This window comes from Inhella proteolytica (genome assembly GCF_016093275.1).
Lineage (GTDB): Bacteria > Pseudomonadota > Gammaproteobacteria > Burkholderiales > Burkholderiaceae_C > Inhella > Inhella proteolytica.
Genome location: NZ_JAEDAK010000010.1, coordinates 1 through 11,970, shown reverse-complemented (window position 1 = coordinate 11,970; position 11,970 = coordinate 1). Strand labels below are relative to the sequence as shown.

Here is an 11,970-nt window from a genome sequence, read left to right as displayed (position 1 = left end):
CATGGCCATCAGGCCTTTGAAATTCCGCGCAAGAACAGAGCCGCGCGCCAGGCGGCGCGATGTCAATGACTTGAGGACGGCTGCCGTTGGTGGCAATACGATCAGCGGCGCCGCTTGCTGCATTGCGGTCGAACTTGCGAGTCAGCGCATGGGCTGCTTCACCGAGCTCGAGAACTCGCAGCCGATGGAGGGCGAGTTGCCCATGCAGTTCCCGAAGTTCCGGAACTGAATGGGTGGGGGACGTAAGCCCCCGCCAAGGATAAATCGAGCGCTTGGCCAGGGACTTCAAGGGCCCACCAAGGAGTGCGCGATTCCGCGGCGATTCCTGAAGGCAATACGCCTGCGGCACGTCCAAACCTTTCAGGAGATGGGGACGGAGCGCATGGCTAGGATCGCACCATGCCAAAAAAGTGCACAGTGAGGCCGTGGGCCAAGGGCCCCTTGGAACTGCTCCAGCATGCTGAGGAGCATCGACTCGGAAAGCGCGACTTTGATCGACGGGTGGCCTTGATCGGTTTTGACAACGCCATCGAGTCTTCGGTCATCACTTTTTTGTCACTACATCCTGACCAGCGCGGGGGCAAGACCTACGCAAAAGCGCAGGTGGACCTATGGCTAGCCAACTTCAACTCCAAGGTCGCCTTCCTCAAGGAATTCGCAGCATTGACGAAGCAGGCGATGCCCGTCGATCAAGCTGAGTTCATCTACTACCACCGCCTGCGGAACGAGCTCTATCACAACGGGAATGGCTTCACGCCGGCGGAAGAGCACGTCTTTGGCGCGCGGCAGGCGGCAGTTTGGACCTTCTCCCTGTTGTTCGAGTCCAATGCCGAAGAACTTCTTGTCCCTGGGGGCACCGCCGAATCGACCGCAGGCGAGGACGCCCCGCTTTCCCCGTCGACTGAGTTCCTTCAGTCATTCGTGGAGGCAAAGAAGGTGCTGGACGAACTTCTGGCGCTCCTCAACAAGAATGCCAATGGGCAGTCTGGCATCGACGAGCGCCTGCAACTCCTGCAAGAAAGCCTGCCGGTTCCAGCGCCACTCGTTCAGGCCGCGTTCAAAGCCGAGCGTGCGAAAGAGGCCGTGGTGGACGGCCGAGAAGGCGTCGCTGATGCCTTGGCCCTTCACGCCCTGAAGGATGGTCTCGATTCAGTCGCGTTCTACCTCCAAGGGCGCCTTCGTGAGTACCAACAGCAGATCGTCGCTCGCGCAATAGAGGCGACCGTTGTCGCAGTTCGCGGGGATCGCAGAGCAGGCGTTGTTGCGCAGGTCGCTGGGACAGGCCTAACGATGACGCTGTTGGCCTACATCGCTCAGACTCGTGAGCTGCCGCAACTCGCGCACCTTCCATTGGTCGTCCTTGTCGACCGAATTGACCTCGTGCACGGCCTAATGATGCGAATTCGAGACTTGCCAGGCCGGTCCATTAGTCCAGTGGTGCCAGCCTCGGGCGCTGAACTGGCGAGTTCGTTCGACCAATTGCAGCCTGGGCAAGTCTTGATCGCAACTTGGCAAATGCTGCGCTCGATCCAAGCAGCCAAGGCAGCCGAGACAGTCGAAGACGCCTGCTTGCTAGTTGGCTTCAACCTCTACCAAGTCGGAGCCCAAGACTTTGACCTGCGACAACTGTTCCCCCTAGGAACGTTTGCCTTGTTCACGTCTGCGCCGTTTCGGCCAAACGAGAGGCGCTTCGAGCAATTCGGGGAACTGACTGCAAGCTACGAGATGGCGACCGCGGTTGCAGAAGGGCATTTGCTCCCAGTGCAGCATGAACTACGAGCCCTTGAGACTTCAGCAAGTGCCGCTGACTTGGCGGCAACTATCGGAGCAACTGGGGGCGAATTGACGGCATCGCAGGTCCACAAGATCTCTTCAGACTTGTTCGCAGAGCTGGTTGGCGGATCTGTACCAAACCCTGCTCGCGGCGCGGTCGTAGTGGCTAAATCGCGCGAGATGGTTGAGGCATTTGCCAATTGCCTCAGTGGCCTCCCCCACGGGGCTGACACAAAGGGCCAAAAACCAAGACTTCGCGTGGTGCGGAATCTAGGAGCGCAAACGGATTGGATGGGCCTGGATGGCCCAGAACACGCGCCTATGGTGTTCGTATCGACCCCTAGCGCACTGGTTGGGCTCGACCTAGGACCATCTGTCGTTTGCTATGTCACCTGCAAAGTTGCGCGTGACTTGAAGACTCGTTTAGCTTCAGTTATCGCGCGCCCACGCGGCGACCAGAGTACGCCGCGAATCGTGGACTACGCGGGCAACGATTGGGGGGACGCATGAAAGCCGCCCGCCGCCCAAGCTGCAACATTGCCATCGCCACCGATGACACTAGCCAAGTGTGGTTGGACAAATACTCAAGTCCAAGAAGACGCCAACTCCTGACTGGATCAAGCACTGACCGGGTGGCAGGACTATCTTTGAGCTTGCAGCGGGGAACCCACACGCAGCTGGGCTAGCTCAACTGGCGTCGGCCGAGAGGACGGACGGTCAGCCCAGGACGGGCAACGTCAGCTACGCCCCTGAGACCGGCCATGCGATCGGCGCTATGCCGCGCCGCTCGATGACCGCAACGTCGTTGACAGCGTGATCTCGCTGTTCAACGCCTAGTTGCAGCAATCGCTGCGTTACAGCCCCTGGCCACCACAACCAACTGCGCTCACAAGGCGCCGTATGAATATTGATCCACGTACTCTTCTTCGTACGAGCCCGGCGCCAAATCCATACAAGGCGCTCAGTCCCCCTCGCTAACCCCTTGATTCCAGGCCAATCCGGCCCCTTCACGCGCTGGCACGCCGCATGCACTGGCAGGAGTGACCCCACCACTCCGGATGCCCATGCAAGCCCTACACGAATCGGTCGGCGCCGTGCGCGGCGACCCTGCCAGCGCCTCGCCGCTGGACAACGCCCCGCACTGGACCGACGAGCTGGCGCGCGAGCGCCTGCCTGGCCCCTTCATGGCCCACCCGGACCTGCGCGGCCTGGCGCCGGCCACGCTGGCCGTGCACGCCGGCACGCGCGACGACCCGGTGACGGGTGCCGTCGGCACGCCGATCTACCAGACCAGCACCTTCCTGCTGGAGGGCGAGCAGTACCAGTCGATTGAGGAGGGCTACGCCCGCGACCGCTTCATCTACACCCGCTACGGCAACCCCAGCCAGTGGGCGGTGGAGCAGAAGCTGGCCGCGCTGGAAGGCGCCGAATCGGCGCTGGTGTTCAGCTCCGGCATGGCGGCGATTGCCGCGGTGCTGCTGAGCCTGCTGGACCGCGGCGGCCATGTGGTGGCCTCGAACGAGCTGTACGGCGGCACCTATGCCTTCTTCCAGGGCGAGCTGCCTACCCTGGGCATGAGCTGCAGCTACGCCAACCCGCGCGACCTGGCCGCCATCGAGGCCGCCATCCGCCCCAACACCCAGGTGCTGTTCTTCGAAGCGCTGACGAACCCACTGCTCAAGGTGGTGGACATCCCGGCCCTGGTGGCCCTGGCGCAGAAGCACGGCCTGCGTCTGGTGATCGACGCCACCTTTGTTTCGCCGATCGCGCAGCAGGGCCTGGCGATGGGCGTGGACGTGGTGGTGCACTCGGCCTCGAAGTACCTGAACGGCCATTCGGACCTGATTGCCGGCGTGGCCTGCGGTTCGCGCAAGCTGATGGACGCGACCTGGCCGCGCCGCCTGGCCTATGGCGGCAGCCTGGACCCGCATGCCTGCTTCATGCTGGAGCGCGGGCTCAAGACCCTGGCCCTCCGCATGCGCGCGCATGCCGAGGGTTCGACCGCGGTGGCGCGCTTTCTTGAAGCCCACCCGAAGGTACGGCGGGTCTATCACGTCGGCCTGGAATCGCACCCCGACCACGAACTGGCGCAGCGCATCCTGCAGAACCCCACCGGCATGGTCTGTTTCGAGATCGACGGCACGGACGCGCAGGCGGTGCAGTTGCTCGACCAGCTCCAGCTCGGCAAGAAGGCCACCAGCCTGGGCGGCGTCGAGACCCTGGCCAGCCTGCCCTTCAACACCTCGCACGCGGCCTTCACCGCGGCACAGCGCGAGCGCATGGGCATCCAGCCCGGTTGCGTGCGCCTGTCGGTCGGCATCGAAGACCCCGCCGACCTGATCGCCGACCTGGACCAGGCCCTGCACGCCGTTTTCAACTGATCAAGGAACCCACACCATGCGCAATGGCATTCCCCTCGCCGCCGTTTCCGAACTGACCGACGAGATCCGCAAGGACCCGCAGCAAGGCCTGGTGCACTGCGGCGTCGGCGTGGACTGGCAGAACGGCACGCGCGCGCTGATCACCGCGCTGCCGCTGCAGTTCGGCCGCCACAAGATCAGCCGCGGCCACAGCTGGATCGTGGACGAACCGCGCCAGCTCGGCGGCGGCAACCACGGCCCCTCGCCGCAGGAACTGCTGCTGGGCGGCGTGGGCGCCTGCGTGATGGTGGGCTTCACCGTCGGCGCCTCGGTGCTGGGCGTGCAGCTGGAGAGCCTGCGCGTTGAAGTGCGCGCCGAGATGGACCTGTCCGGCTTCCTGGGCCTGACGGACCAGGTGCCGCTGCGCCGCATCGACGTGCGCATCGAGGTCAAGGGCGACGGCACGCCCGAGCAGTTCGAACGCCTGCGCCGCGAGGCGGTGGCGCACAGCCCGAATGCGATGTCGGTGGCGAAGGGGGTTCCGCTCAACGCCGAACTCCAGATCCTCTAAGGAACACCCAACCTGGTAGCAGTTCTCGGTGCCCCTTCATCAGGGGTCTGGGGCGCTGTGCGCAGAGAAGTCAAGGAGGAGGCGGCGTCCGTCAGGACGACGCCGGGGGACATGAACGGAGCACAGTGCCCCAGGCCCCTGATGCGCTCGGTGGCGGAGGTCAATGCGTTTACTGCGCCGGTAGAGCGACGCGAGGCCATGGGGTGGGCAGCTCCGCTCATGCCGGTGGCCGCTAGACGGCCCCCGGCCCTCGACGCGGGGTCGGACAGCACGCAGGTGCTGTCCTCGCTCCGCGCTCGGTCCTCCGCCGCCCGCACCCTTCGGGTGCGAGCGGCTCCCCCTTTACTTCGCTGCGCCACCCACCCCACGCCCTCGCTTCCAGCGCTGGCGCACTTCGTCGAAGTTCGTCGGTCAGGGAATCGGCAGTCGCCTCTCGGTCTTCAAGGCCTTCAGCGAAAAGCTCGAGTACAGCTCCTTCACGCCCGGCAGGGTCTGCAGGGTGTTGCGGGCGAAGTCGCCGAAGGCGTTGAGGTCGGGGGCCACCACTTCGAGCAGGAAGTCGTAGCGGCCGGAGATGTTGTGGCAGGCAATCACCTCGGGAATTTCGGTCACGCGCGCCTCGAAGGCGCGGGCGGATTCCTGGCTGTGGCTGCCCACCATCACCGACACGAAGGCGGTGACGCCATAGCCCAGGCGTTCGGCGCTGAGCCGGGCCTGGTAGCCCTGGATCAGCCCCGCCTCTTCGAGCCGCTTGACGCGCCGCCAGCAGGGCGAGGGCGAGAGGGCGACGCGTTCGGCCAGCTCGGCCACGGTGAGGCGGGCGTCCTGCTGCAGGGCCTGCAGCAGCTGGCGGTCGATGCGATCCAGGTCCATGGCAAAACATTCCAACAAAGCAGTCTGCACATTCTGAATCGTCCACGCACTCGGCCAAAGCGGGGTCGAAACGCGAACACATTCTGCGGTTGACGCAACAGAATTTTTCGCACTCCAACCCCTTCGCGACGAGGTTTTCCATGCCCGGTTTTGCCACCACCGCCATCCACCACGGCTACGACGCCCAGAGCGCCCAGGGCGCGCTGGTGCCGCCGATCTACCTGAGCTCGACGTTTACCTTCACGTCGGTCGAGCAGGGCGCGGCGCGCTTTGCCGGCTCGGAAGCCGGGCACTTCTATACGCGCATCTCCAACCCCACGCTGGACCTGCTGGAGCAGCGCCTGGCCGCGCTGGAAGGCGGCGCCGGGGCGATTGCCTTCGGCTCCGGCATGGGGGCCATCACGGCCACGCTCTGGACCCTGCTGCGCCCGGGCGACGAGATCCTGGTGGACCGCACCGTGTACGGCTGCACCTACGCCTTCCTGCACCATGGCATCGGCGAATTCGGCGTGCGCGTGACCCATGTGGACATGACGGACCTGCACGCGCTGGCCACGGCCATGCTCAGCGGCCCGAAGCTCGTCTACCTGGAGACGCCGGCCAACCCGAACATGCGCCTGGTGGACATCGCCGCCGTGGCGCGCCTGGCGCGGCCCCACGGTGCGCTGCTGGTGGTGGACAACACCTACTGCACGCCTTACCTGCAGCGCCCGCTGCAGCTCGGCGCCGATGTGGTGGTGCATTCGGCCACCAAATACCTGAGCGGCCATGGCGATGTGACTGCCGGCCTGGCCGTGGCGGCGGACGCCGACGTCGCCCAGCGCATCCGCCTGCAGGGCCTGAAGGACATGACCGGCGCGGTGATGTCGCCGCAGGACGCCTTCCTGCTGCTGCGCGGACTCAAGACCCTGCATTTGCGCATGGAGCGCCACGCCAGCAACGCCCTGGCGCTGGCGCGTGCGCTGGCGGCCCACCCCGCAGTGAAGCAGGTCTTCTTCCCCGGCCTGGAGAGCGACCCCTTCCACGCGCTGGCCCAGCGCCAGATGAAGAACTTCGGCGGCATGCTGGCCTTCGAGCTGCACGGCGGCGAGGCGGCTGGCCGCGCTTTCATGAACGCGCTGCGCCTGATCGCCCGCGCCGTCAGCCTGGGCGACGCCGAGAGCCTGGCCCAGCACCCGGCCAGCATGACCCACTCCACCTACACGCCCGAGGAACGCGCGGCGGCCGGCATCTCCGACGGCCTGGTGCGCCTTTCCGCCGGCCTGGAAGAGCCCGAGGACCTGCTGGCCGATGTGCTGCAGGCCCTGGCCGCCGTGCACCCGCGCTTGCCCCAACCCGAACCCCAACCTGCTTGAACCGAGCCATGAACGCCCGCAGCACCGACCCCGCCATGCAGCCCACCTTGCCCATCGATGCCGACCCCGCCGAGACGCGTGAATGGCTGGAGGCGCTGCGCGCCGCCATCCAGACCGCCGGCCCCGAGCGCGGACTGTTCCTGCTGCAGCAGCTGGACGACAAGGCGCAGGAGCTGGGCCTGTTCCCGCACACCCAGCCCTTCTCGGCCTACCGCAACAGCATCCCGCTGGCGCAGCAGGGGGCCTACACGGGTGATCTGGCGATCGAGGAGCGCCTGACCGCCTGGATCCGCTGGAACGCGCTGGCCATGGTGGTGCGGGCCAACCAGGCCTACGGCGAGCTGGGCGGGCACATCGCCAGCTATGCCTCGGCGGCCGAGATCTTCGAGCTCGGCTTCAACCACTTCTTCAAGGGCGACGGGCCGGGCCGCCAGGCCGACCTGGTGTTCTTCCAGCCGCACTCCGCCCCGGGGGTGTACGCCCGCGCCTTCCTGGAAGGCCGCCTGAGCGAGGAGCAGCTGGCGCATTACCGCCAGGAGGTGGACGGCGGCGGCCTGTGCTCCTACCCGCACCCCTGGCTGATGCCGGAGTTCTGGCAGTTCCCCACCGGCTCGATGGGCCTGGGGCCGATCACCGCCGTCTACCACGCGCGCTTCATGCGCTACCTGCAGCACCGCGGCCTGCTGCAGACGGCCGGGCGGCGCGTCTGGGGCGTGTTCGGCGACGGCGAGATGGACGAGCCCGAATCCATCGCCGGCCTGACCCTGGCGGCGCGCGAGAAGCTCGACCACCTGACCTTCATCGTCAACTGCAATCTGCAGCGCCTGGACGGCCCGGTGCGCGGCAATGGCCAGGTGATCCAGGAGCTGGAAGCCCTGTTCACCGGCGCCGGCTGGAACGTCATCAAGGTGCTGTGGGGTTCGGACTGGGACGCGCTCTTTGCCCGCGACACCGAGCATGTGCTGCTGCGCGCGCTGGCCAACACCGTGGACGGTCAGTACCAGACCCTGGGTGCCAAGGACGGCGCCTACAACATCGAGCATTTCTTCCGGCAGAACCCGGCGGTGCAGCAGCTCGTCGCTCACATGAGCGAGGCCGAGATCGACGCCCTCAAGCGCGGCGGCCACGATTTCCGCAAGCTGCACGCGGCCTTTGCCGCCGCGGTGGCGCACCCGGGCCGGCCCACCGTCATCCTGGCCAAGACCAAGAAGGGCTACGGCATGGGCGGCGCGGGCGAATCGCGCATGACGGCGCACCAGGCCAAGAAGCTCGATCTGGACGCGCTGCTGGCCTTCCGCAACCGCTTCAAGCTGCCGATCAGCGACGAGGACGTGGCCGCGCTGCGCTTCGTCAAGCCCGCCGAGGACAGCGCCGAGATGCGCTACCTGCGCGAGCACCGCGCCCTGCTGGGCGGGCCGCTGCCAGCGCGCCAGGGCGGCGCCACGCCGGTGACGGTTCCGGCGCTGCAAAGCTGGGGCGGCTTTGCGCTGCAGGCGGAAGGCAAGGAGATGTCCACCACCATGGCGGTGGTGCGCATGCTGGGCGGCTGGCTGAAGGACCCGGCACTCGGCCCGCGCATCGTGCCCATCGTGGCCGACGAGGCGCGCACCTTCGGCATGGCCAATCTGTTCCGCCAGATCGGCATCTACGCCCCCGAGGGCCAGCGCTACGAACCGGAGGACGCCGGCTCGATGCTGAGCTACCGCGAGGCCGTGGACGGCCAGCTGCTGGAGGAAGGCATCACCGAGGCCGGCGCGCTCTCGTCCTGGATCGCCGCGGCGACCAGCTACTCGGTGCATGGCCAAGCCATGCTGCCGGTCTACATCTACTACTCGATGTTCGGCTTCCAGCGTGTGGGCGACCTGATCTGGGCCGCCGCCGACCAGCGCGCCCGCGGCCTGCTGCTCGGCGCCACCGCCGGCCGCACCACCCTGGGCGGCGAGGGCCTGCAGCACCAGGACGGCAGCAGCCTGGTGATGGCGGCGATGGTGCCCAATTGCCGCGCCTGGGACCCGGCCTTTGCCGGCGAGCTGGCCGTCATCCTGGACCACGCCAACCGCCGCATGATGGAAGAGCAGCGCGACGAGTTCCATTACGTCACCGTGATGAACGAGAACTACGCGCAGCCCAGCCTGCCCGAAGGCGCCCATGCGGACCTGCTGCGCGGCATGTACCGCTTCCAGCAAAACCCGCTGGCCAAGAGCCCGGAGGAGCTGCCCGACATCCGATTGCTCGGCTCCGGCACCATCCTGCGCGAGGTGATTGCGGCGGCCGAACTGCTGGCGAGCGACTGGCAGGTCGGCGCCGATGTGTTCAGCGTCACCAGCTTCAGCGAGCTGGCGCGTGAGGCGCGCGAGGCGCAACGTGCCCACCGGCTGGGCCAGGGTGATGGCGGCTCGCATGTCAAGCGCCTGCTGGCCGGCCGCGCCCCGGTGCTGGCCGCCACCGACTACGTGCGTGCCTGGCCGCAGCTGATCGCCGAGTACGTGGACGCGCCCTTCAGCAGCCTGGGCACCGACGGCTTCGGCCGCAGCGACACGCGCCAGAAGCTGCGCCAGTTCTTCGAGATCGACCGCCACCAGATCGTGCTGGCCGCGCTGCAGAGCCTGGTGGCGCAAGGCGCCATCCATGCCGACTGCCTGGCGCAGGCACGCCAGCGCTATGGCGTGCGCATTGCCCCGAACTCTCCCTGGAGCTGCTGAATGAACGCGCGTTTGATGCAGGTGCGGGTGCCGGACATCGGCGACTTCAAGGATGTCGCGGTGATCGAGATGCTGGTCAAGGAAGGCGACACGATCCGCGCCGAGCAGTCGCTGGTCACGGTGGAGAGCGACAAGGCCTCGATGGAGATCCCGAGCAGCCAGGGCGGCGTCGTCAAGGCGGTCAAGGTCAAGCTGGGCGACAAGCTCAACATCGGCGACCTGATCCTGGAGCTGGAGACTGCGGGTGCCGCGGTGCCGGTGGCTTCCGCGGCCCCGGTCCCGGCCCCGGTGGCCGCGGCTGCCCCCAGCCTGCCCAGCGCCGCAGCAGCGCCCCGGCCCACCGCCGCCCCCAGCGCCTTGCCGCCCCATGCCTCGCCCAGCGTGCGCAAGTTCGCCCGCGAACTCGGCGTGCCGCTGGAGCAAGTTCGGGGCAGCGGCACCAAGGGCCGCATCACCGAGCGCGATGTGCAGGATTTCGTCAAGCGCCTGGTGGCCGGCGCCGCCAGCGCGCCGGCGGCCGCCACGGGCTCGAGCTTGCCCGGGCTACTGCCGTGGCCGCAGATCGACTTCGCCAAGTTCGGCGCGGTCGATCGCAATCCGCTCGCGCGCATCAAGAAGATCAGCGGCGCCAATCTGCACCGCAACTGGGTCCTCATCCCCCATGTGACGAACCACGAGGAGGCCGACATCACCGAGCTGGAATCCTTCCGCGTGGCGATGAACCAGGAGCACGCGAAAGCGGGCACCAAATTCACGCTGCTGGCCTTCCTGATCAGGGCCTGCGTGAGCGGCTTGCAGAAGTTCCCCGAGTTCAACGCCAGCCTGGATGGCGACGAGCTGGTGCTGAAGCGCTACTTCCACATCGGCTTCGCCGCCGACACGCCCAATGGCCTGGTGGTGCCCGTCATCAAGGACGCCGACCAGAAGAGCATCGCCCAGATCGCCAAGGAGATGGGCGAGCTGGCGGCCAAGGCACGCGAGGGCAAGCTGAGCCCGGCCGAGATGAGCGGTGGCTGCTTCAGCATCAGCAGCCTGGGCGGCATCGGCGGCACCGGCTTCACGCCCATCATCAACGCGCCCGAGGTGGCGATCCTGGGCGTGTGCAAGAGCGTGATGAAGCCGGTGTGGAACGGCAAGGAATTCGAGCCGCGCCTGATGCTGCCCCTGTCCTTGAGCTGGGACCATCGCGTCATCGATGGCGCCGCCGCCGGCCGCTTCAACGCCTACCTGGCCGCCGTGCTGGCCGACTTCCGCCGCGTGCTGCTCTGATGGACCTGCGCGGCTTCCCTACCGCCCTGACCAACTGGGCCACGGTGCCGGTCGACCATTACCCGGGCGTGCGCGGCATGGCGCGCTGGCAGACCCAGCGTTGCGGCGCGCTGCGCGTGCGCATCGTGCAGTACTCGCCCGATTACCTGGCCGACCACTGGTGCCAGAAGGGCCATGTGATCCTCTGCCTGGACGGCGAGCTGGAGCTGGAACTGCGCGATGGCCAGCGCCTGACCCTGGCGCGCTGCCAGAGCCTGCAGCTGGCCGACCACGGCAGCCCGCACCGCGTGCGCAGCCTGGTCGGCTCGCGCGTGTTCATCGTCGACTGACGCGCCCGCATCGGCTTCTGAATGTCATTCCAACGAGGACTTCCATGCCCGTGATCGAACTACGCGTCCCCGACATCGGCGACTTCAAGGACGTTGCCATCATCGAGATCCTGGTCAAGCCCGGCGACGCCGTCGCCCTCGACCAGAGTCTGATCACGGTCGAGAGCGACAAGGCCTCGATGGAGATCCCGGCCACGGCGGCCGGGGTGCTGAAGGAACTCAAGGTCAGGCTCGGCGACAAGATCAATCAGGGCGACTTGATTGCGCTGGCTGAAGGGGTGGCAGCTGCCGCACCGGTCGCGGCACCAGTCACGGCCCCAGTGGCTGCGCCTGTCTCCGCACCCATCGCCGCCCCGATCACCACCGCCGTCCACACCGGTGCCGCCGATCTGGAGTGCGAGGTCCTCGTGCTCGGCGGCGGCCCGGGCGGCTACTCGGCCGCCTTCCGCGCGGCCGACCTCGGCCTCAAGGTCGTGCTGGTCGAGCGCTACGCCACGCTCGGTGGCGTCTGCCTGAACGTCGGCTGCATCCCCTCCAAGGCGCTGCTGCACGTGGCCGCGGTGATGGACGAGGTCAGCCACATGGCCGACCTGGGCGTCGAGTTCGGCGCGCCCAAGCTCCACATCGACAAGCTGCGCGGCCACAAGGAAAAGGTCATCGGCAAGCTCACCGGCGGCCTGGCCCAGATGGCCAAGATGCGCAAGGTCACCGTGGTGCGCGGCTACGGCAGCTTCCTCG

General features: G+C 67.1%; 10 protein-coding genes. 9 read left to right on the top strand and 1 reads right to left on the bottom strand.

The features are described from left to right. Nucleotide 1: 1 nt before the first annotated feature. From I7X39_RS14515 to I7X39_RS14500, 4 genes are all read left to right on the top strand, one after another. Entirely contained in the window at nt 2-229 is a 228-nt protein-coding gene (locus I7X39_RS14515) for a hypothetical protein (protein ID WP_198111891.1), read from the top strand. 212 nt (nt 230-441) lie between these two features. Then, the gene (locus tag I7X39_RS14510) at nt 442-2,283 is read left to right on the top strand and encodes a DEAD/DEAH box helicase family protein (protein ID WP_198111890.1); all 1,842 of its coding nucleotides are present in this window, start codon (nt 442-444) and stop codon (nt 2,281-2,283) included. A 554-nt stretch (nt 2,284-2,837) separates the two neighbouring features. Next, a complete protein-coding gene (locus I7X39_RS14505) occupies nt 2,838-4,154 on the top strand; it encodes a trans-sulfuration enzyme family protein (protein ID WP_198111889.1) in 1,317 nt (438 codons plus the stop codon). A gap of 16 nt (nt 4,155-4,170) precedes the next feature. Next, a complete protein-coding gene (locus I7X39_RS14500) occupies nt 4,171-4,704 on the top strand; it encodes an OsmC family protein (RefSeq protein ID WP_198111888.1) in 534 nt (177 codons plus the stop codon). 411 nt (nt 4,705-5,115) lie between these two features. Here I7X39_RS14500 and I7X39_RS14495 read toward each other — a convergent pair whose 3' ends face one another. After that, nucleotides 5,116-5,577: an Lrp/AsnC family transcriptional regulator gene (locus I7X39_RS14495; RefSeq protein ID WP_198111887.1), complete on the bottom strand. Its 462-nt coding sequence runs from the start codon at nt 5,575-5,577 to the stop codon at nt 5,116-5,118. Between the two features lie 140 nt (nt 5,578-5,717). Here I7X39_RS14495 and I7X39_RS14490 point away from each other — a divergent pair, with 140 nt between their 5' ends. The 5 genes from I7X39_RS14490 to I7X39_RS14470 form a co-directional block, all read left to right on the top strand. Then, nucleotides 5,718-6,932 (top strand): methionine gamma-lyase, encoded by a 1,215-nt coding sequence (locus I7X39_RS14490; protein ID WP_198111886.1) that lies wholly within the window; start codon nt 5,718-5,720, stop codon nt 6,930-6,932. An 8-nt stretch (nt 6,933-6,940) separates the two neighbouring features. Beyond that, nucleotides 6,941-9,634 (top strand): alpha-ketoglutarate dehydrogenase, encoded by a 2,694-nt coding sequence (gene mdeB, locus I7X39_RS14485; protein WP_198111885.1) that lies wholly within the window; start codon nt 6,941-6,943, stop codon nt 9,632-9,634. Then, entirely contained in the window at nt 9,635-10,903 is a 1,269-nt protein-coding gene (aceF, locus tag I7X39_RS14480) for a dihydrolipoyllysine-residue acetyltransferase (RefSeq protein WP_198111884.1), read from the top strand. Then, on the top strand, nt 10,903-11,232 hold the full coding sequence (locus tag I7X39_RS14475; RefSeq protein ID WP_198111883.1) for a DHCW motif cupin fold protein: 330 nt from the start codon (nt 10,903-10,905) through the stop codon (nt 11,230-11,232). Before aceF ends, I7X39_RS14475 begins: the two co-directional genes overlap by 1 nt. Before the next feature lie 44 nt (nt 11,233-11,276). Further along, nucleotides 11,277-11,970, top strand: a 694-nt coding sequence (locus I7X39_RS14470; RefSeq protein WP_198111882.1) for a biotin/lipoyl-containing protein, incomplete at its 3' end; no start/stop codon positions are given.